The sequence below is a fragment of the Actinomyces sp. S4-C9 genome, from assembly GCF_000758775.1.
In the GTDB taxonomy this organism is placed as follows: Bacteria; Actinomycetota; Actinomycetes; order Actinomycetales; family Actinomycetaceae; genus Gleimia; species Gleimia europaea.
Genome location: NZ_JRMU01000022.1, coordinates 1 through 20686, shown reverse-complemented (window position 1 = coordinate 20686; position 20686 = coordinate 1). Strand labels below are relative to the sequence as shown.

General features: G+C 54.5%; 15 protein-coding genes and 1 tRNA gene. 11 read left to right on the top strand and 5 right to left on the bottom strand.

What is annotated here, in order from left to right:
- Positions 1 to 276: 276 nt before the first annotated feature.
- From HMPREF1628_RS08140 to HMPREF1628_RS08130, 3 genes are read left to right on the top strand one after another with little or no spacing between them, the layout of a single operon-like run.
- The gene (locus tag HMPREF1628_RS08140) at positions 277 to 2040 is read left to right on the top strand and encodes an L-fucose isomerase (RefSeq protein ID WP_034510874.1); all 1764 of its coding nucleotides are present in this window, start codon (positions 277 to 279) and stop codon (positions 2038 to 2040) included.
- Positions 2041 to 2047: 7 nt separating this feature from the next.
- Positions 2048 to 3442, top strand: a complete 1395-nt coding sequence (locus tag HMPREF1628_RS08135; RefSeq protein ID WP_052039023.1) for a rhamnulokinase — start codon at positions 2048 to 2050, stop codon at positions 3440 to 3442.
- Between the two features lie 28 nt (positions 3443 to 3470).
- A complete protein-coding gene (locus HMPREF1628_RS08130; protein WP_034510871.1) occupies positions 3471 to 4118 on the top strand; it encodes a class II aldolase/adducin family protein in 648 nt (215 codons plus the stop codon).
- A gap of 141 nt (positions 4119 to 4259) precedes the next feature.
- On the opposite strand, the gene HMPREF1628_RS08125 is transcribed toward HMPREF1628_RS08130, so the two are convergent.
- The 3 genes from HMPREF1628_RS08125 to ilvD all read right to left on the bottom strand — a co-directional run bounded on the left by HMPREF1628_RS08125 (position 4260) and on the right by ilvD (position 7677).
- Positions 4260 to 5279: a LacI family DNA-binding transcriptional regulator gene (locus tag HMPREF1628_RS08125; RefSeq protein ID WP_034510868.1), complete on the bottom strand. Its 1020-nt coding sequence runs from the start codon at positions 5277 to 5279 to the stop codon at positions 4260 to 4262.
- A 196-nt stretch (positions 5280 to 5475) separates the two neighbouring features.
- Positions 5476 to 5673 (bottom strand): CsbD family protein, encoded by a 198-nt coding sequence (locus HMPREF1628_RS08120; protein WP_232219423.1) that lies wholly within the window; start codon positions 5671 to 5673, stop codon positions 5476 to 5478.
- 123 nt (positions 5674 to 5796) lie between these two features.
- The gene (ilvD, locus tag HMPREF1628_RS08115) at positions 5797 to 7677 is read right to left on the bottom strand and encodes a dihydroxy-acid dehydratase (protein WP_034510859.1); all 1881 of its coding nucleotides are present in this window, start codon (positions 7675 to 7677) and stop codon (positions 5797 to 5799) included.
- A gap of 144 nt (positions 7678 to 7821) precedes the next feature.
- Between ilvD and HMPREF1628_RS08110 the strand changes: the two genes are divergently transcribed.
- The 3 genes from HMPREF1628_RS08110 to HMPREF1628_RS08100 are packed head-to-tail and all read left to right on the top strand — an operon-like array spanning position 7822 to position 9993.
- Positions 7822 to 8871 carry a lipoate--protein ligase family protein gene (locus tag HMPREF1628_RS08110; RefSeq protein ID WP_034510856.1) on the top strand — a complete coding sequence of 350 codons (1050 nt, stop codon included), beginning with the start codon at positions 7822 to 7824 and terminating at the stop codon, positions 8869 to 8871.
- Between the two features lie 9 nt (positions 8872 to 8880).
- On the top strand, positions 8881 to 9594 hold the full coding sequence (locus HMPREF1628_RS08105) for a YggS family pyridoxal phosphate-dependent enzyme (RefSeq protein WP_052039022.1): 714 nt from the start codon (positions 8881 to 8883) through the stop codon (positions 9592 to 9594).
- 3 nt (positions 9595 to 9597) lie between these two features.
- Positions 9598 to 9993, top strand: coding sequence for a YccF domain-containing protein (locus tag HMPREF1628_RS08100; protein ID WP_034510853.1), 396 nt, complete (start codon positions 9598 to 9600; stop codon positions 9991 to 9993).
- A gap of 94 nt (positions 9994 to 10087) precedes the next feature.
- Here the strand turns inward: HMPREF1628_RS08100 and HMPREF1628_RS08095 are convergent, their stop codons facing one another.
- Positions 10088 to 12733, bottom strand: coding sequence for a DEAD/DEAH box helicase (locus HMPREF1628_RS08095; RefSeq protein ID WP_034510850.1), 2646 nt, complete (start codon positions 12731 to 12733; stop codon positions 10088 to 10090).
- 194 nt (positions 12734 to 12927) lie between these two features.
- Here HMPREF1628_RS08095 and HMPREF1628_RS08090 point away from each other — a divergent pair, with 194 nt between their 5' ends.
- The 3 genes from HMPREF1628_RS08090 to hrpB are packed head-to-tail and all read left to right on the top strand — an operon-like array spanning position 12928 to position 17645.
- Complete coding sequence (locus HMPREF1628_RS08090) at positions 12928 to 14358, top strand: alanine/glycine:cation symporter family protein (protein WP_034510845.1); 1431 nt, start codon at positions 12928 to 12930, stop codon at positions 14356 to 14358.
- Positions 14359 to 14392: 34 nt separating this feature from the next.
- Positions 14393 to 15166: a fumarylacetoacetate hydrolase family protein gene (locus HMPREF1628_RS08085; RefSeq protein ID WP_034510842.1), complete on the top strand. Its 774-nt coding sequence runs from the start codon at positions 14393 to 14395 to the stop codon at positions 15164 to 15166.
- Positions 15167 to 15170: 4 nt separating this feature from the next.
- Positions 15171 to 17645, top strand: coding sequence for an ATP-dependent helicase HrpB (gene hrpB, locus HMPREF1628_RS08080; protein ID WP_034510839.1), 2475 nt, complete (start codon positions 15171 to 15173; stop codon positions 17643 to 17645).
- A 9-nt stretch (positions 17646 to 17654) separates the two neighbouring features.
- On the opposite strand, the gene HMPREF1628_RS08075 is transcribed toward hrpB, so the two are convergent.
- Positions 17655 to 18785, bottom strand: coding sequence for a MalY/PatB family protein (locus tag HMPREF1628_RS08075; RefSeq protein WP_034510835.1), 1131 nt, complete (start codon positions 18783 to 18785; stop codon positions 17655 to 17657).
- Positions 18786 to 18931: 146 nt separating this feature from the next.
- On the opposite strand from HMPREF1628_RS08075, the gene gltX reads away from it, so the two are divergent.
- Entirely contained in the window at positions 18932 to 20434 is a 1503-nt protein-coding gene (gene gltX / locus HMPREF1628_RS08070; RefSeq protein ID WP_034510832.1) for a glutamate--tRNA ligase, read from the top strand.
- Between the two features lie 134 nt (positions 20435 to 20568).
- Positions 20569 to 20641: transfer RNA gene (locus HMPREF1628_RS08065), tRNA-Gln, on the top strand.
- The last annotated feature ends 45 nt before the right edge of the window (positions 20642 to 20686 follow it).

Genomic DNA, 20686 nt, shown 5'->3' with positions numbered 1-20686 from the left:
GCATACATCTATTTGTTAGAGTTCGGAATAAACCCCACAAAAATAGCGAAAAATGCAAACTTGCTTGCGTTTGTAATAATGGGAGCGGTACCATAAAGGTGTGCCAGATTAGCGTGATCAATGATGATTTGCTATCGATGCGGAAACCGATGGAGGTATGTACGCAATGATCGAAGAGGCTCGCATCAGCAACTATGGTCGGCTTCCGTACTGAAAGCGATTGAGGTCGACGTAAAAATGAGTGCAACTACAGAAGCAAACTATTAAGGAACTACAATGACGAATCCGATTATCGCAATTCGACCAACTATTGATGGTAGGCGCCGGGGAGTGCGCGAATCGTTGGAAGATCAAACAATGGATCTGGCCAAGGCTGCCGGAGAGTTGATCTCTGCCAACCTGAAGTATCCGGATGGTAATCCTGTTGAAGTGTACGTATATCCTCATACGATTGGGCGTGCAGGAGAAGCGGCTAAGTGCGACGAGCTGCTACGCACAATGAACGTCGCTGGAGAGCTTACAGTAACCTCTTGTTGGAACTACGTAACCGAAGTGATGAATGAAGATCCGCTCATCCAGCACGCAATCTGGGGATTCAACGGAACGGAACGTCCAGGAGCAGTCTTCCTAGCTGCGGCGCTAGCTGCTTATTCGCAGATCGGTATACCTGCCTTCGGAATCTACGGAAAGGATGTTCAGGATGCAGATAATACTTCTATTCCGGAGGATGTAGCGAAACAAATTTTGCAGTTCGCAAAGGCTTCTCTAGCGGTCGGCACGATTCGTGGTAAGAACTACCTGCAAATTGGTTCGCAGTGTATGGGGATTGCTGGATCCGTTGTTGATCACGACTTCGTGCGCAGCTTCTTGGGTATGGGCGTAGAGTCAGTGGACATGACTGAGCTGGCTCGTCGCATTGAACTGGGAATTTACGATCCAGAAGAGTTCAAGGTAGCTCGCGAGTTCATGGCGAATATGAACTTTGGCGAAGACCGGAACCTGCCTGAAGACATAATTTCGGAAGAAGAAGCTCAGGCTCAGCTCGACTTCTCTACCAAGATGTGGCTTATTGCCCGTGACTTGCTAGATGGTAACGAGAAGCTTGCCGACCTTGGATATGAAGAAGAGGCATCAGGTCACAACGCAATTGTTGGAGGCTTCCAAGGACAGCGACAGTGGACGGATTTCTATCCCAATGGCGATGTTATGGAAACCATGCTGAATACGTCTTTCGATTGGAACGGACCAAACCAGCCTCACGTTTTTGCTACCGAGAATGACCACTTGAATGGCATCACGATGTTGTTCAACCACCTGCTTACCAACCGCGCGCAAATGTTCTCTGATGTGCGTACCTACTGGTCTGCGGACGCCGTGGAGCATGCGACGGGTGTCAAGCTGGAGGGACTTGGAGCAAATGGATTCCTAGACCTGCGTAATTCGGGTGCAACTACGCTCGACGCAACGGGCGCTCACCGTGATGATGAAGGGAATCCAACGGTTAAGCCTTGGTATGAGATCACGCAGGACGACATTAATGCAACGATTGAAGCCACGAAATTCTATCCGTCCAACAAACCGTACTTCCGCGGTGGAGGCTTCTCTACGGCGTTCTACACTGAGGGTGATCTGCCCGTTACGATGGCGCGCATTAACCTAGTTAAGGGAATAGGTCCTGTTCTGCAGATTGCAGAAGGATGGACGCTTGCCTTTGATCGGAAGGCTATGGAAACCATTGTGGAGCGCACCGACCCAACCTGGCCGACAACTTTCTTTGTGCCCAGGCTTACAGGTGAAGGAGCCTTCACCTCGGTTTATGAAGTAATGAACAATTGGGGCGCTAACCACGGTGCCATCGGATATGGTCACTTTGGTGACCAGCTGATAACTCTGGCCTCCATGTTGCGCATCCCAGTTAACATGCACAACGTTGAGGCAGATCGGATCTTCCGTCCGCGCTACTGGTCGCTGATGGGAACATCTGAGCTCGAATCCGCTGACTACCGGGCGTGCGCTACGCTAGGCCCGCTTTACCGTTAGCAGATAGATGAAGCGGCATGTTTTAGCGCTCGATCTTGGCTCGTCCTCGGGCCGTGCCATTCTTGGTTCATTTGATGGTGCGCGGCTCGAGGCGAGTGAGGTCGCTCGCTTTTACCACAAGCCTCAGCAATCCGAATACGGACTTTGCTGGGACTTAGACGCCCTCACTAACGGTGTCAAAGATTCGATTCACAAAGCCATTCAAATAGTGGGGCATATCGATTCGATTGGCATTGATACGTGGGGCGTGGACTACGCAGTGTTGGACTCATCTGGCGATCTAGTGTTACCCGCGCGGACCTATCGAAATGATCGGGCGGGGCGTTACTACGAGGATTTCGAAAGTGACGTGACGCCAGGTTTTGCATGGGAAAACACGGGAATCCCGAACCAGGTGATAAACACATCTGCGCAGCTATATGCGGATTTGAAGGGCCCTGAAGCGCAAGCGTTTGAAAACGCCTCCCACGTCCTGATGTTGCCTGACTATTTTGCGTACCGGCTGACGGGCAACCTGGGATGGTCAGCAGCTATTTCCTCCACCTCTGGTCTCGCTAGTTCGGGTGCTAAAGCGTGGAGCAGTGAAATACTAGAACGAATTGGTGCAGATCGGTCTTGGTTTGGGGACATATCCCCCGAGCGTTCGGTGATTGGGAAGTGTAGTCTGAGCGGCGCTAACGTGGTGCGCTCAGGCTCCCACGATACGGCCGCAGCTGTGCACAGTTTAAGAGGGGTAAAGAATGGCGACCTCTTCATCTCATGCGGTTCGTGGACTCTAACTGGAACATTGGTGGATGATCCGGTAGTTACCGAAGAGGCTCGTCTCCTCGGTCTTACAAACGAGGTAAGAGTTAACGGTGGAATTCGCCTATTGAGTAACGGTACTGGGCTTTGGGTTCTGCAACAGGCGCACGCACAGTGGCGGGAATCAGACAGTTCAATCAGCATCGAGCAGATTGTGTCTGAGGCCGCCGATGAGCAGAGTAGCGGTTGGTGCTTTGATCCTAACGATCCGGAATATGCCCGGCCAGGCAACATGGTCGATCGGGTAGTGGAGGCGGCCCATCGTGAAGGCGTTGAGCTAGCTCGTCGCGGTCAGATCGCCCGCACGATTATGGAATCAATTGCATTGTCGCAGGCAAAGGCCATTGAAGGGGTTAGCAAGATAGTTCCTACCTCAAAGACCATCAGGATGGTTGGGGGAGGAGTGCACAATCAGCTTCTCAGCCAACTCATTGCCGATGCTTGTAAACGGGTTGTTGAAACCCATTCACCAGAGGGGAGTGCACTCGGATCGCTCGTTGCGCAACTTGAAACGATTGGCGATCTAGATCCCGATGAAGGTGAGGCTGTGGTTTCAAATCTTGAAACCAAACGGGTGTATACGCCTCGTAATTTGTAATAACACGACTTGTCTAAGGAATAGGGAAATGGAAGAACAAAAGCTTCGGGAATTTATTTGTGAGATTGGACGTAACATTTGGGAACGTCAAATGGTCGCAGCTAACGACGGCAATATCACTGCAAAGCTCGCAGATGGCAATATCCTCTGTACCCCAACAGGGGTATCCAAAGGATATTTGGAACCGGATATGCTCACCAAAATGACCGTTGAAGGAGAAATTGTTGAACCGGCACCGTCAGGACACAAGCCCACATCTGAGGTGAAAATGCACTTGCGCATGTATCGTGCTAACCCGGAGATCGGTGGCTGTGTTCACGCTCACCCAATCTATGGCACGGTGTTCGCCATTAAGGGAGAACCGCTCGTCAAGAAGATGATGCCGGAGTCAGTAATTGCCATGCCGGAGATTCCGCTCGCTCCCTATGCAACTCCATCTACTGAAGGGGTAGCGGATTCTTGCGAACCGTTCGCGCATAAGTACACCGCTTGCCTGCTCGAGCAACATGGAGCATTCTCGTGGGGAAAAACTCTCATGGACGCGTATCTGTCCATGGAACGCCTTGAGTACACTGCGAAAATGACGCTTCTCGCAAGGCTCGTTCAGGGTGAGCGCGAGCTGCCCCAAGATGAGATTCAAAAACTCATCGGCATGCGAGCGCAGTACGGACTCTAATTCCGCTAGGCAGATTTTAACGGCTACGGGCGGGGGCTGGAACCATCGAGGTTCTAACCCCGCCCGTCATGCTTGTTCCACGCCGTTACCGGTGCCTTTTGTTGCAACGCGTAGGATTAATACGCGCAAGGAAGTAGGCTACTAACCACGCAGCACGGACGATTCTCGAACAATAAGTGGGGCATCAAGTAGCTCGACAGTTGGGTTTGCGCCGTCTACGAGAGAAAAGACCTCGTTGAAAATCTGGGCCGACATGAGCTCGTAGTCTTGCACCACTGAAGTTAGGCTTACGTCCAGGAAGCCTGATATTGGATTATCATCAAACCCAACGATTGCATAATCCTTGCCAGCCGTAAGATTTTTCTCGCGTAATGCGCGCATGAGTCCAACTGCAATCGCGTCATTGCCGGCAATAATGCCGCGTGGAAGATTTTCGGCAGAGAGCCTTTGGCCGGCCTCGTAACCGGCACGTGCTGACCACCCGCCGCTGTTGTACCAGGTGCCTGCTACACCAAATTTCTCGCACGCTGTCAAGAATGAACTTAGGCGGACCGACGCGTCGTCAAAACGTAGGTCTCCGGTGACATGTAGCATCGCATTAATGTTTTGTGAGCTGAGATGTTTTACCGCATGACTAATTCCGGACATTTGGTCAAAACCTCTTATGGATGCCCCAGAGACACCGATATCGGAGGAACAAACCAACACCACAGGCACGTGGAAGCCTCCTTGAGATTGCAACGCCGATACAAACGTGGCAGAGCTTCCCAGAATCCCGACGAGGGCTTCGATCTGCGAGGAGCGGATCTGTTCAACAACCACACTTATCTCTTCTGTAGAGAAAGTGGGCGTTGTTGCTAATAGTAGTCTGAAGCCGCTTTTGCGAAATTCGGATTCCAAAGCCGCCACAAGTTCTGCTGCGCCGTGGCTTAGATTGCCTACCACCACGAGACCAATGGTGTGAGTACGTCCAGAAGCGAGGGCTCTTGCAGAACTATTTGGCCGGTAACCAAGTTCGCGTGCTGTGGCAAGAATTCGTTCTCGAGAAGAGGGGCGAACTGCATCTGACTCATTGAATACGCGAGATACTGTGGATGTTGAAAAGCCAGAACGGGCGGCAACATCCGCCAGAGTCACAGCCGAAGATTTCTTTCGCGACATAGTTCCTCTTTGTGCAATGCGAAGCATTCCCGGCATCAGTGGAGCCAGGTCTTATGTTTTAATCTTTAAACTACTCCCAAAGGATACTTTAGGGGACAGATTAAATCTGCAAGGCTCGCAAAAGCTATACGATTCGGAACTTTGCATATAAAAAGTGAGGAGAAGCTTTCGCTTCTCCTCACCTGGAAAACTGAATTTACTTCAGTTCGTTACGAAACTTGTCAACACCGGCCTTTAGGTCTTCGCCAGCCTGTTCTGCCTTACCCTTGACATCTTCAGCAAAATCCTTGATCTTGCCGGCAACCTGATCTGCCTTACCTTCGGCTTTCAGATCCTTGTTCTGGGAGACCTCGCCAGCAACTTCCTTCGCCTTACCGGCGATCTTGTCTTTCATGCCGTCTACCATGGTTAACTCCTATCTATTGAAAACCGGAACATATATTATTCTAGCAACGTCACCTTAAGGTTTCCTGGACAAAGCGCATAAAACCGCGCCAAACTAGGCGAAAGTCGTGACTTAATTCCGCTTCCTTCGTACTAATGAGATGTCTCTTACCGCGCCTTGCGACGCCGAAGTAGCAGTCATCGCATACAGCTTCAAAGCGTCTGAAACTTCGCGCTTACGCTCCTTCGGAGTCCACGGTTCGCTGCGCTCTATCTGCTTGTTGCGGCGCTCGGCAAGCACCTCTTCTGGCACATCCAGCGTGAGCTCACGCCGATTCACGTCGATGATGATGCGATCCCCATCTTCAATCAGGCCAATCGCGCCGCCCGCTGCGGCCTCGGGTGAAATGTGGCCTACGGAAATGCCGGAAGTCCCGCCCGAGAACCGCCCATCGGTAATCAGAGCAACCTTCTTACCCAGTCCGCGCCCCTTGATGAAGGAGGTCGGATACAGCATCTCTTGCATTCCCGGCCCGCCCGATGGGCCCTCGTAGCGGATCACAACCACGTGGCCTTCCCGCACGGTCTTGTTCAGGATCTTCTCGATGGCCTCTTCCTGGGACTCAAAGACAATTGCTTCCCCCTCAAAGTGGAAAAGGGAAGGATCGAAACCAGCCGCCTTGATGACCGCTCCCTCAGCTGCCAAATTGCCGTGCAACACGGTCAAACCGCCACTGGCAACGTAAGCGTGTTCTACAGACCGGATACAACCAGCCTCGCGGTCGGTGTCCAGCTCTTTCCACCTGTTGGCGGTCGAGAATGGCTCGGTTGTGCGCACATTACCGGGCGCGGCAGAGAACAGCTCAAGCGCTTCAGTCGACGGCGATCCCCCACGGATATCCCACTGCGCGAGCCACGACTCTAGATCAGGGGAGTGAACTGCGTGCACCGAATGCTTCAGCAGCCCAGCGCGGTCAAGTTCACCGAGCAGGGCTGGCACGCCGCCTGCGCGATGCACGTCCTCCATGTGGTAGTCGTTGTGGTTTGGCGCCACCTTCGAAAGCGTTGGCACGGTATCTCCCAGCCGGCCAATGTCGTCCATGTCAAAATCAACGCCGCCCTCGCGAGCCGCTGCCAGCAAGTGAAGAACCGTGTTGGATGATCCTCCCATTGCCATGTCCAGGCTCATTGCGTTTTCAAAAGCATCCTTAGTGGCAATACTGCGGGGTAACACAGACTCGTCCTCGCCATCGTAATAACGCTTCGCGAGTTCAACCACGAGGCTTCCTGCGCGCTCAAACAGGCCGCGGCGAGCCTCATGCGTTGCAAGTGTTGAACCGTTACCGGGCAGTGATAGGCCGAGGGCTTCGGTCAAACAATTCATCGAGTTGGCCGTGAACATGCCGGAGCACGAGCCGCACGTCGGGCACGCGAGTTTTTCGATCTCAAGTAGTTGCGCATCCGAAACCGCATCGTCAGCCGTTGCATTCATGACGGTGACGAGGTTGCCATGCCCCTCTTTAGAGTCGCCCAAGATCACATTCGGATCAATGTTTTTGCCGGCCTCCATGGGGCCACCCGAGACGAACACGGTAGGAATGTTAAGACGCAGTGCAGCTAGTAGCATGCCCGGCGTGATCTTGTCGCAGTTCGAAACGCATACGAGGGCATCGGCGCAATGCGCGTTCACCATGTATTCAACCGCGTCCGCAATCACCTCGCGGGAGGGCAGGGAATAAAGCATGCCCGAGTGTCCCATCGCGATACCGTCATCGACAGCGATGGTGTTGAACTCTTTTGATACTCCGCCCGCTTCAGCCACGGACTTTGCAATAATCTTGCCTACATCGCGCAAATGCACATGACCGGGAACAAACTGTGTAAACGAGTTCGCGATTGCGATGATTGGCTTGCCAAAGTCAGAATCCTCCATGCCCGTGGCGCGCCAGAGTGCGCGGGCCCCAGCCATGTTTCGCCCTGCTGTTGAAGTATTTGAACGTAGCGCAAAAGCCATCGCTAACCCTTTCCGTGTTTCCTCAAGCATATTTTGGTTGCTACTTTCGCGGCGCGCCCACTCGCATACCGAACAGTGACCAAAACCCCGTCCGCGCAAAGCCCTCCGTTAGGAGAGTTGGCCGGGGCTACATAAGATGGAAATATGCACGGTGAATATAAGGTTCCAGGCGGGAAACTTGTTGTTGTTGATTTAGACGTTGCAGATGGAGCGCTTGCAAACGTTCGTATCTCCGGTGACTTCTTCCTCGAACCCGATGAAGCATTATTTCGCATGACTGCGGCGCTCGAAGGCCTCGCAGAGCATTCCAGCGCGAACGAAATCACTGCTGCGCTAGATGCGGTAGTGCTTCCTACAGATACTTTGTTTGGCCTCACCACGCGCGGCGTTGCAATAGCTGTGCGCCGCGCGCTTGGCAAGGCCTTGGACTGGTCCGATATTGATTTTGAAGTAATCCACGGCCCGGCAATCGATCCAATGCTCAACGTTGTCATGGATGAAACACTCGTGGAGGACGTGGCTGCGGGCCGGCGCAAACCGTTCATGCGTATCTGGGAGTGGAACGCGCCCCAGGTTGTAATTGGCTCCTTCCAGTCGTACTCAAACGAGATCGATGAGGACGGTATCAAGAAGCATGGCATCGTGGTTTCTCGCCGCGTCACCGGAGGCGGCGCCATGTTCATGGAGCCGGGAAACTGTGTCACCTACTCACTGGTGATCCCCACCGGCCTCGTTGATGGGCTTTCGTTTGAAGAGTCTTACCCGTTCCTTGACGAGTGGTGCATGGAGTCCCTCGAAAAAGTTGGGGTGAAGGCCTTCTACATTCCGCTCAACGACATTTCTTCAGAAAAGGGAAAGATCGGTGGCGCGGCCCAGAAGCGGTTTGCCAACGGGTATATGGTTCACCACGTAACGATGGCCTACGACATTGACACGGTGAAAATGCTTGAAACCCTGCGGATTGGCAAGGAAAAGCTCAAAGATAAAGGTACCCGCTCCGCGATTAAACGCGTTGATCCTATGAAGTCGCAAACCGGCATGGCGCGCGAAGACATCATCGAGGTATTCCTGGATCACTTCCGCGCGAAGTACAACGCGACACCCGGTGAAATCACCGAGACTGACATCGCAACCGCTAAAGAAAGGGCGCGTACCAAGTTTTCCACACCGGAGTGGGTGAAGCGCCTCCCGTAGGCAATAGTTATGATTATGACGCACATTTCTACAAACATCGAGCAGATTCTGGCTCAGATGGAGGATGCTGCTGCCTCCTCGGGGCGTCCGGCCAGCGACGTCGACTTGGAACTTGCTATCAAAACTCGCAGTACCGAGGAATGCGAAGCCGCGGCGCGCACCCTCATCGAGCTTGGCCGTCCCGTCCTCATGGGGCAAAACCGCGTTCAAGAGGCCGAAGTGACCACGCCGTACCTGCGCGGGCTGGGCCTGGCTAATCTAACCACCACCATGATCGGACCGCTCCAGACCAACAAGATCAACAAGGCCCTGCGGGTGGTTGATCAGATTGAAACGGTTGATTCATTGCGTCTAGCCGAGGCAATTAATAAGAGGGTCCATGACCGGCGCATAGACGTCATGATTCAGGTAAATACTTCGGGTGAAGAATCCAAATCTGGAACAGAGCCGCAAGAAGCCATTGACGTGGCGCAGCAAATTGCGCAACTGGAAAACCTGCGCGTCATCGGCTTTATGACCATCGGAGCTCATACCACCAACGAGGTGGTGATCCGCAAGTCGTTTTCTGACCTACGCGAAATTCGTGATCGGGCTCTGAAGTTGCCCGGACTTCAAAATGCCAGCGAACTATCAATGGGAATGACTTCCGACTTCGCGCTTGCAATCGCTGAAGGTGCCACGCGAGTTCGAATGGGGTCTGCAATTTTTGGAGCAAGGAAGTAAACAATGCGCACAATCCTAAACATCATCTGGCTCATATTCGCAGGTATCGAACTGGCGCTAATGTACGTATTTTTCGGCCTGCTTGCCTTCATTCCGATCATTACGATCCCCGCAGGTGTGGCGTCATTTCGAATGGCTGCCTACGTGATCTGGCCGTTTGGACGCACAGTTGTGGAGAAGCCGGGAGCTGGAGTGGGCTCTGCGCTCATGAACGTCGTGTGGTTCCTGATTGCGGGCCTTTGGCTTGCTATCGGGCATATCGCCACCGCGTTCACCCTTGCTATCACGATCATCGGCATTCCAATGGCAATCGCCAACCTGAAACTCATTCCGGTAACCTGCTTCCCGTTTGGAAAGAAGATCGTGGCAACTGATGGGCAAGACGGAGTGCTTGCCTAATACGCGGGTACTACGGCGGAACCAATGCGCAGCCGACTACCGGGTCTTCCAGTTGAAGATATTCGGTAGCCGGCTGTTCTATGCGCCAAGTTGCCTACCTCGGCCCTACGTCAAGTAGGCGGAAGACGGGCTTATCTTCGTCAGCCGAGAGCTCGGCATCAACCAGAGCAACCAGCCTCCAGTCGCCGTCACCCTGCTCATCCTCGAACGTGTATGTAACTAAAATGTTGCCCGCCTGCAGCAAGCCCGCATTAGCCTCAATCAGGCGATCAGTTACACCCGCGCTTGCCAAATCCGCGTCCTGCGGGCTGGCCGTCCACGAGTATCGCGCTTTTGACCGCGCCTCGGGGCCTGCTCCAAGCCAGTCATATTCTGCGTAATAGCGGTCTAAAACGTTTTCCCACCGGGCTTCGCTCCAGGTTTCAATGCCGTCAGAATCGGCAAAATCAGTCAGGCTGTCAAGATCGTCGAGGGCAAAACGGTCCACCCGTTTGAACAGTTCGTTTCGGATCTGCTGGTGGAAGAAATGCGGGTTGGCTGTGATTGAGACGCTACCGTCCTCCGCTGCGCCGAATGCTCGTTCAGCCCCGGACTCCCCCGACTCCATCACCGCGGCATCTGGGTTAGAAAGCGCTTCCCACTCGTCAATTAACGAGGAGTCAACCGCGCGGATCAACTGGCCGAGCCACTCGATGATCTCGCGCAGCTCATCATTCATCAGCGAGTCTGGAATAATCTGCCGTAATGCCCGGTAAGCATCCATCAGGTAGCGCAGAATAACGCCCTCGGAGCGGGAGACGTCAAAGCGGGAGACCAACTCTGAGAACGTCATTGCATTCTCAATCATCATGCGCACAACCGACTTTGGTGAAAGCTCCAAATCACCCACCCACGGGTTCGATTGCACAAACGTGTGGAATGCGGGCTCCAGCAGTTCGGCCAGAGGGCGCGGCCAAGTCACGTCCTCCAGCGCCTCCATGCGCTCCTCATATTCCATTCCGGCTGCCTTCATCGCGGCAACTGCTTCCCCTTTTGCTTCATTTTGCTGTGCAAACAGGAGGGGACGCGGATCCTCCAGCACGGCTTCGACTATCGAGATTGCATCCAACGCAAAACTATCCGCTTGCGCATCTAGCAAATCTAAGGCGGCTAGAGCGAAGGGGGAGAGCGGCTGATTAAGCGCAAAATCGTCAGGCAAATCCCGCATCAGGCGAAGTCGATCAACACCGGCCGCGCGTGCATCTTCTGAAGAGAGCTTCTCGACAACTCCGGCTTGGCGTAGCGATGTGTAGATCTGTCCGAGTCGCCGCAAATGCGGATTGGATTCGCCTAGATCATCGTGATTGTGCGTTGCTAGATATAACAGATGCTCGGTGGGAGCTTTCGGATTAGCCAGCACATTTAACGCCATTGAATGCGTGAACTCAAACTGTGAGCGCAGAGCCTCGGGCTCGGCAGACTGCAAACGCTCGAACGTGGACTCGGACCAGCCAACCCGCCCCTCGGGGAGCTTCTTGCGAACAATCTTCTTAAGCTTCTTCGGATCATCTCCAGCGCGAATCTCAGCTTGACGATTCTCAATCACATGGTCGGGCGCCTCGACAACAACCCAGCCCACTTCGTCAAAACCCGCGCGGCCCGCGCGCCCGGCAATCTGGTGGAACTCACGTGCACTCAAGTGGCGCTCGCGGCGTCCATCAAACTTGACCAGTGAGGTAATCAGCACGGTGGTGATCGGTACGTTAATGCCGACGCCCAGTGTGTCGGTGCCGCAAATCGCCGCCAGGAGCCCCTGCTGGGTTAGGCGCTCTACCAGCCTGCGGTAACGGGGGAGCATTCCCGCGTGATGAACGCCTACACCCCGGTGCAATAGGCCGCGCAGAATCTGGCCAAACCCCTTTCCGAAACGGAAATCAGTCGTAGCCTCTTTAATGCGCTCTTGGTGACGTTTAGAAATGAGATTTGGAGTGGCCAGATTAGACGCGGTCTGCATGGCTGCTTTTTGCCCAAAATGAACGATGTAAATCGGATATTTGCCAGTTTCGATTAGCTCCGCAACCGAATCTGCCAGCGGCAACTTTGTGTAGGCCATTTCGAGGGGAACGGGGCGTTTCGCATCATCAATCACCGAGACTGAGCGCCCGGTGCGTTCCTCTAGATCCTTCACAAAGAAAGAGACGTCGCCAAGCGTTGCAGACATCAAAACGAACTGCGGCTTCGTTAGTTCTAACAGGGGTACCTGCCACGCCCATCCGCGCTGTGGGTCGCCGTAAAAATGGAACTCATCCATAATCACCATGTCCGCATCGAGGTCGTCGCCTTCTCGCAGCGCCTGATTGGCCAGAATCTCGGCTGTGCAACAAATGATTGGCGCATCTGCATTGACCGATGCGTCCCCGGTGACCATGCCTACATTTTGTGAACCAAATAGGGATACGAGGTCAAAGAACTTCTCTGACACCAGTGCTTTGAGTGGAGCTGTGTAATACGATCTGCCCCCGCGAGCCAGAGAGATGATGTGGCCGGCAAGAGCGATCAGTGATTTTCCCGAGCCCGTCGGTGTGGCCGCAATTACGTGGTTGTTTCCTAGTAGCTCAATAAATGCCTCGTCCTGATGTGGATAGAGCGGCCGCCCGCCCGACTCTGCCCACGAACAAAACGCCTCGTACAAGGCGTCGGGGTCATTAAGCTTCCCACTATCTTCGAGGTCGTCGAGGAGTTCATTCAACACTGGGCTCATGCTGTGATTGTCTCAAAAACTTGGGACAAAAATTTTACCGGACCTAGAAGGGGTAAGTGAGTTGCTCGAAACAGGGTGGAAAAGCGTTGAAACGTCCAGCCTCTGGTTTTAAATAGGGGATATTTTGTTGTTTTTACTCAATGCTTAGTAATATCTGTACATATCCCAAATGTTTCTCTTCCGGGAGTCCTGTGATGAAAACTGCCTCGATAGGCGCTGCGCTGGAAAACGCGCTTCTTTGGTCTGTAAATATGCTGTATTCGTGGGTGCTTGTATTCCTGCTCATAGGAGTAGGTATAGCAATCACCGTTTATCTTGGTTTCCCGCAGATAAAGAACGCAAGAGACATTTTTCATTCGGTCTCGGGTTCTCGAACTCAAGTTCTGCAGGGCGTGACATCTTTCCAAGCTTTCGCGGTAGGTATTGGCACGCGCGTTGGCATTGGTAACATCGCGGGCGTTGCCCTCGCTCTTGTTATGGGAGGTCCGGGCGCGATCTTCTGGATGTGGATAGTAGCCCTGGTTGGTATGGCAACTTCGTTCGCGGAATCCGTGCTCGCCCAGGTGTTTAAGGAAAAACACCCCGATGGCGTCTTCCGCGGTGGGCCCGAGTACTACATGCGTAAAGGCCTGGGCTGGAAAAAAGCCGGCATTATTTTTGCAGTTATTTCCGTGGTGGCTTCTGGTCTCGCGGTGCCAATGGTGCAAATCAACACTGTAGCGGCAACGTTCAGTGCAAATCACGATATTTCGCCGTATTCCACAATGCTCTTCACGTTCCTACTTCTGGCCCCTGTCATTTTGGGTGGCATTAAGTCGGTGGCACGCGCCTCCGAGTACCTGGCTCCGATAATGGCTGCCGTCTACATTCTCGTCGCCATCGTCGTGATTATTCTTAACCCGGCAGCTGCTCTCGCGGCCCTCGTTTTGATTGTTAAATCAGCGTTCGGCTTTGGCCCGATTGCCGGAGGCATACTGGGTGGCATCTTCATCGCCCTCGTAAATGGTGCTAGGCGCGGTCTTTTCTCCAACGAGGCCGGGCTTGGTACCACGCCTCACGCGGCCGGTTCTGCAACCGTGGCTCACCCCGCACAGCAGGGCTTCTTGCAGGCATTTGGCGTATTCATTGACACGATCATCGTGTGTACGGTTACCGCGCTTTTGATCCTCACATCGGGATTGTACGAGGCCGGCATGGATCCTGAATTGGCTGGTTCGCTAACCGCGCAGTCAGTGAGCGTGCAGTTGGGATCCTGGATGGCTCTTCCAATGTCGCTCATCATTTTCATTTTTGGTTACACCACGGCGTACGGCGCTTATTCCTACGGTCAGTCCGCGCTCGATCATCTCACTCGCAATAAGTACATCTCTTTCGGATTCAGGGTTGTGGCTGTCATCGTGGCTTCGCTCGGCGCGATCGTGAAACTCCCGGTGGTGTGGGCGGTGTCGGACCTTCTGTTGGGGCTTGGCGCAATCATTAACCTGCTGGCCCTCATTGCTCTAATGAAAGTTGTACGAACCATATTGCAAGACTGGAACGAGCTGCGTGACAGCGATGACATGAGCTTCAAGATTGCGAAATACCCCGAACTTGAAAAGCAAGCCGACAAGGATATCTGGGTATAGCTACACTGAGGGCGTCAAGGTTTAGGAGGACCCAGTGCGAGTAGCAAGATTTAGTGCGGGCGCAAACCCCAGATATGGAGCCATTGCTGAGGGAGCGGACCGTATCGAAGGACTCAAAGGAGACCCGCTTTTTCAAGGAGTGGAGCCGTCCGGCGAAGTCTTTAAACTCGACGAGGTGCGCCTACTCAGCCCGGTGATTCCTCGCTCAAAAATCGTTGCTGTTGCAAAAAACTACCGCGACCATGCGGCTGAAATGGGTGGGGAAGTGCCGGACCATCCGAATATCTTTTTCAAGCCAAACACCGCTGTGATCGGTCCGGATGATCCGATTGTTCTGCCTGAGTGGAGCCGTGAAGTCCACTACGAGGCCGAGTTGGCCGTGGTTATTCGCACGCTGTGTAAAGACGTAAGCGCAGAAAACGCTCTCAACTACGTGTTTGGTTATACGGTTGCGAACGACGTGTCCGCGCGTGATGCGCAGCGAATCGACGGACAGTGGGCCCGCGCGAAGGGATTCGACACATCCGCCCCGTTGGGCCCGTGGATCACGGTAGATCCGCAACTAGATATTGATGACCTCAATATTGAAACGCGAGTAAATGGCAAAGTGGTGCAGCAGGGCAATACTCGTGACATGGTTTTTGACGTGCCCTATTTGATTGAGTACATTTCGTCGGTTATGACACTCCTGCCCGGTGACGTCATTATGACGGGCACCCCTGCTGGTGTTGGGCCTCTTGAAGCAGGAGACCGCGTGGAATGTGAGATCGAGGGCATTGGTAGCCTCGCGAACTTTGTGACGAGGTAACAACCTGAACTTTATCGCGGCGTTCAGTAACTCGCGTCTACCCATTACTTCAGCGCAAAACGATATTGCGGCAGCGGTTTTAGGCAGGCGCCGCTTCGTGCTATCTGCTAGCCCCGGTTCGGGTAAGACTACGCTGGCGCCGCTGCTCATTCGTCATCTTCTCGATGAGCAAGGTTCGAGTGGGCGCATCCTGATCGCGCAGCCGCGCAGGGTGGCTGTGAGATCAGCGGCAAAATATGTGGCGTCTTTGTTGGAGGAAGAGCCTGGAGGCGCGGTTGGCTGGACGATGCGTTCGGACCGGAAGATCAGCGCACATACGCGGATCGAGTTCACAACTACCGGTAGTTTGCTTCGCCGCCTCCTCGCTGACCCTGATCTAACCGGCGTTGATGCCCTCTTGCTAGACGAGGTGCATGAGCGTCACATCGATTCAGACCTCGCCCTCGCATTCGCGCTCGACATCGCAGATATGCGCGATGACCTCCTGCTTGGAGTAATGTCTGCAACGGCGGATGTGGATAGGTTCCACGCCTTGCTGGCGAGTTCAGCGCAAACGGACCGAATTGAGGTTGCGGGCGATCCGTATCCGCTGAGCCAAGTGTGGAGGCCAGCATCTGCACCAGCGCTTGATTCGCAAGGGGCCAGCCCGGAGTTCCTAAGCCACCTTGCGGCTACTGCGGTTGAGGCTTTTGAACACCATGGAGCCACCCTCGTTTTTGCCCCGTCGATTCGCAACGTGGAGGACGTGGCCGCAATGATCCGGGGTGCCGGGATCCGCACGTTCGCTCTGCATAGCGGCGTTACAACGCAACAACAGGACGAGGCGCTCGCGCCGGGAGCGCGGGTGATTGTGGCAACTGATATTGCGGAGACGTCGCTAACGGTTGCGAGCATCAACTGCGTGGTTGACTCCGGGCTGACGCGTAGCCCGCGGTTTGATGTGCGTCGCGAGGCCGCTGCACTGGTAACGGTCAGAGCATCTCGTTCTTCTGCAACCCAACGCGGTGGCCGCGCCAATCGTACAGGTCCCGGCGTGGTGTACCGATGCTACTCGCAAACTGATTTTGCAAGAATGACGCAGTATTCCACCGCGCAGATTGAAAGCGGGGACCTAACCGAAGCCGCGCTACTTGCGCATGCCTGGAGCGAGCCGGGGCAGATGCGCTTGCCTTCGCCATTCCCCGCGCCCGGGTTGGCTCGAGCGGAAACCACCCTAGAAGGTATCGGCGCTCTAGCCGGCGGGCAGATAACAAACGAGGGACGCATGTTGGCGATGGTTCCGGCAGACCCGCGCATGGGGCGCGCCCTCCTTCTAGCCAGTAGGTGGAGCGGGCAGGAGCAAGCCGTGGCGCGGATCGTTGCAGCGTTAGCCACCGAAACGAGGTCGGAAAGCGCCGATATTACAAAAGTGCTGAATCAGGTGCCGCAAGCCGATGTTCGCAGATTTCAGTCCATCGCTTCCAAGTTTTCGCCCTCGTATGGATCTGCTTCTCCAGACCTTCCACTAAATGAAGTAGATCTGCCCGGTGTTGTGATTGGTCTGGCCTATCCAGGCCGGATTGCGAAACAGCGGGATAAACAAGACGGTCAGAAAAGACGCTTCCTCGCGGCTTCCGGCACAGGATTTGGCGTTGATGCTACGTCCCCGCTCAGTTTTGAACCCTGGATCGCGGTCGGCGGCGTGCTCACAACAGGCGGGGTTACAAACGTGACCGTGGGGGCTCCACTGCAGCCGGAATGGGCGCGTTGGATCGCAAAGCCAATGTTGCGATCCGAGGTCGTGACCGAGCTTACGGGAGGGCGGATTACTGCAAGTTGCACTGAACGGTTGGGGCAGATCGAGCTTGGACGCCGACGCGTGCAACCGACGATTGAGGAAGCACGAAAGGTGCTCGCAACCGCCCTCGAGGAGAGGGGCCTGGACTTATTCAAGCTAGGCGCAGCGGGCCTTGACCTCGTGAATAAAGCCAGGTACATCAGCGCGCGGGACGCGTCTTGGCCAGAACTTTCCAACCAGCAACTCGCAAAGTCGGTAGATGAGCTACTTGGAGAGTGGTGGGAAGACCTCCTTGATGGAAAACCGCTGGCGCAAATCGATGTCACTAACGGACTGAAAACCCTGATCGGATGGGACAAGATAGCAAAGTTAGACGAGCTGGTGCCAAATTCGATCGAACTTCCCTCCGGCAATCGTGCGCGGATCGTTTTTGACCCGGAGCGAGGCCCAACCGTACGTGTAAAACTGCAAGAAACGTTCGGGTTCAAGAAAGTACCAACGGTGATGGGAGAGTCGCTCACATTCGAACTTCTATCGCCCGCCGGACGGCCGTTGGCCATCACCTCGAATTTGGAAACATTCTTCAACGAAACCTACTCGCAGGTGCGCGCGGAAATGCGCGGACGCTACCCAAAACACCCGTGGCCCGAAGATCCGTGGACCGCCACCGCCACGCGCAAAACCAACGCGCGTTTGCGGTGAACCGGGTCCCTAAGCAGACAGCGCTGTCATGCGTTCGATTGAGTGGCGCACTACCCCAGTGGAGGACGCGAAACCGAACCGCACATACTGCTCAAAACCTTTACCGAGGGCATTGCCAGGCGTCGTACGAACCTTCGCTTCTTCAAGCAGATACTCCTGCGGATTTTGTACGCCGAGCTTAGATGCGTCAATCAGCCCCATGTAGGTTCCCTGCGGCGTAGCCCAACTGAGCGAGGAACCCTCCAACAAGCCATCGATTAAGGCCACATTCTGCCGCAGGTAGGCATTTAGTTCGCTCAGCCACTCCTCGCCTTCTTCGTATGCGACTGTTGTTGCCAGAGCGCCGAGCGGTGTCGGATGATTCAGCCACGCAGCCGCGGCCTCGAACCTATTAGTCATCTGCCCCGTTGTGATCATTTGCGCGCAGTGCAGCCCCGCCAAGTTAAAACCCTTCGACGCTGCAACCGCGGTGACCGTCCGGTCAGCAAAAGCCTGATCCAGGCCGGCAAAGCAAATATGGGAAGAGGGGGTTGTAACCAGCGGAGCGTGAATCTCGTCATTGAACACAAGCAGGTCGTGACGAGTCGCAATCTCCCCTAAACGCGTCAGCTCAGAGGCGGTAAGAACCCTACCTGTCGGATTCCACGGGTTGCAAAGAATAAGCAGATCAGCATTCTTAGCCGCGGCCTCTATGCCATCAAAATCGAGTTGCCACATGCCATCGACAATCGCGGAAGGAACCTCGATAACCTCGTGGCCAAACTTGCCCGGTAGCGTTAAAAACGGCATGTACGCAGGGGTTGGGACTATCACCCGTGAGCCGGGCTTCAACATGTGGCCAAGGATCGCATTCAAGCCATCGAGCACTGATGATGCCAACCGCACATTTTCGGCTTCAACCTCAAGGCCGTAGCGGCGGCCAACTACACTCGCGGTGGCGTCTTTAACCCGGTCGGACAGTTCCTGTGGCATGTAGCCTAGAAAACCCCTCTTAATGGCGCTCACGAGGGCTTCTTCAACTATCGGAGCGGTGCCGAAGTCCATCTCTGCAACCCAATGGCCAGACACGCCCGGCATCTCCCACTTCAAAAGACCGCTGGCGCGGGCGGTGTCCTCGTCAAAAGCATCAAAATCAGTCATTGCAATCCCTTCCGTCTACAACCATAACGACAACGGTGGTTGCGAACGCAAGTGGTACGGGCAAGGACGGGCCGGAAAGTCAAAGACTTGGTGCGTGGCAACCACGTTGAAAAGCCGGCGGATAAACGATGTAGAATCGAGACATCATGGATACTATAAATGGCGGTAAAGTCCGCGTTCGTTTTTGCCCATCACCAACTGGAACCCCTCACGTAGGAATGGTCCGCACCTGCCTGTTTAACTGGGCGTGGGCCAGGCATGTTGGGGGTACGTTTGTGTTCCGCATTGAGGATACCGACGCCCAGCGAGACTCTGAGGAGTCATTCGATCAGATTATCGATTCTCTAACTTGGCTTGGCCTGGACTGGGACGAGGGTGTGCTTAAGGGTGGGCCGCATGAGCCGTACCGGCAGTCGCAACGCATGGACATATACAAAGACGTTGCGGCGAAACTGCTAGAAGCTGGTTACGCCTACGAGTCTTTCTCAACGCCAGAGGAGATCGAAGCGCGCCACAAAGCAGCAGGTCGTGATCCAAAGCTTGGCTATGACGGTTTTGACCGCAATCTTACGGAAGATCAGAAAGCTGAGTTTCGCGCACAGGGACGCAAGCCGGTGCTCCGCCTGAGGATGCCGGATGAGGACATTACCTTCACGGACCTCGTTCGCGGTGAAATCACGTTTAAGGCCGGCTCTGTTCCGGACTATGTGATCGTGCGAGGAAATGGTCACCCTCTCTATACCCTCGTGAACCCCGTAGATGATGCGCTCATGGACATTACGCACGTGCTACGTGGTGAAGACCTGCTATCTTCCACCCCGCGTCAGATCGTTTTGTATCGCGCTCTCATCGAGCTCGGAATCGCAAAGCAAATGCCGGAGTTTGGCCACCTGCCTTACGTTATGGGCGAAGGCAACAAGAAGTTGTCCAAGCGCGATCCGGAGTCGAACCTGTTGCTCCACCGCGAAAACGGCATGATTCCAGAGGGACTGCTGAACTACCTAGCCCTACTCGGCTGGGCGATTAGCCCCGATGAAGACATCTTCTCGGCTGAAGAAATGGTGAAGGCGTTCGACATTCACGATGTGAACCCCAACCCGGCGCGTTTCGACCTGAAGAAGGCCATTGCGATTAACGCCGATCACATTCGTATGCTCGAAGAGGATGACTTCAAGCGTCGCATCGTGCCGTTCCTTTACCGCGACGGCTACGTGTCAGCTGAAGATTTTGATGCGCTTACGGCTCGTGAACAGGAAATCATCACCAAGGGAGCGCCGCTAATTCAAACGCGCATTCGCCTACTTGGCGAGGTCGGTGGCATGCTCGGCCCATTCTTTGTGGAAACCGAAGTGCTCGAGTTTGAAGATAAAGCTGTGGGCAAGCTCAAGGACAATGCTGGTGAGGTTCTGCGCGCGGGTATAGAGGTCATAGAAGGCCTGCCCGAGTTCACCGTCGAATCTTTGGAAGAGGCGTTACGAGCCCGCCTCATTGATGAAATGCAGGTCAAGCCTAGGCTTGCATTCGGGCCGCTACGCACCGCCATTTCTGGCCGACAGGTGTCTCCGCCACTGTTTGAGTCCATGGAAATTATGGGCGAGGAAGAGGTCTTGGCAAGGTTGCGCCAGCTGGAGGCCAAGCTCGCCCAGTAGCATCCGTGAACGTGAACTAAATAACGATGATCGGATTTTGTAAGGTGATGCTTCGTCGGGTAGAGTTTCTTGTTGGCGCTTCCTAGTGAAGGCTTTCCGTCAGCGGGAAACCGCACGAAGAAGCTACCTTACCTTGGGGTATGGTGTAATTTGGCAGCACGAGTGATTCTGGTTCATTTAGTCTAGGTTCGAGTCCTGGTACCCCAGCGAAGCACCTGACCGTAGGTCAGAGGTTTCAAAGCGAGTAATCGC

Excerpts from the sequence above, each read along its gene's own strand:
- HMPREF1628_RS08140 (WP_034510874.1), top strand. The coding sequence starts at position 277 with ATGACGAATCCGATTATCGCAATTCGACCAACTATTGATGGTAGGCGC.
- HMPREF1628_RS08135 (WP_052039023.1), top strand. The coding sequence starts at position 2,048 with ATGAAGCGGCATGTTTTAGCGCTCGATCTTGGCTCGTCCTCGGGCCGT.
- HMPREF1628_RS08130 (WP_034510871.1), top strand. The coding sequence starts at position 3,471 with ATGGAAGAACAAAAGCTTCGGGAATTTATTTGTGAGATTGGACGTAAC.
- HMPREF1628_RS08125 (WP_034510868.1), bottom strand. The coding sequence starts at position 5,279 with ATGTCGCGAAAGAAATCTTCGGCTGTGACTCTGGCGGATGTTGCCGCC.
- HMPREF1628_RS08120 (WP_232219423.1), bottom strand. The coding sequence starts at position 5,673 with ATGAAAGACAAGATCGCCGGTAAGGCGAAGGAAGTTGCTGGCGAGGTC.
- ilvD (WP_034510859.1), bottom strand. The coding sequence starts at position 7,677 with ATGGCTTTTGCGCTACGTTCAAATACTTCAACAGCAGGGCGAAACATG.
- HMPREF1628_RS08110 (WP_034510856.1), top strand. The coding sequence starts at position 7,822 with ATGCACGGTGAATATAAGGTTCCAGGCGGGAAACTTGTTGTTGTTGAT.
- HMPREF1628_RS08105 (WP_052039022.1), top strand. The coding sequence starts at position 8,881 with ATGATTATGACGCACATTTCTACAAACATCGAGCAGATTCTGGCTCAG.
- HMPREF1628_RS08100 (WP_034510853.1), top strand. The coding sequence starts at position 9,598 with ATGCGCACAATCCTAAACATCATCTGGCTCATATTCGCAGGTATCGAA.
- HMPREF1628_RS08095 (WP_034510850.1), bottom strand. The coding sequence starts at position 12,733 with ATGAGCCCAGTGTTGAATGAACTCCTCGACGACCTCGAAGATAGTGGG.
- HMPREF1628_RS08090 (WP_034510845.1), top strand. The coding sequence starts at position 12,928 with ATGAAAACTGCCTCGATAGGCGCTGCGCTGGAAAACGCGCTTCTTTGG.
- HMPREF1628_RS08075 (WP_034510835.1), bottom strand. The coding sequence starts at position 18,785 with ATGACTGATTTTGATGCTTTTGACGAGGACACCGCCCGCGCCAGCGGT.
- gltX (WP_034510832.1), top strand. The coding sequence starts at position 18,932 with ATGGATACTATAAATGGCGGTAAAGTCCGCGTTCGTTTTTGCCCATCA.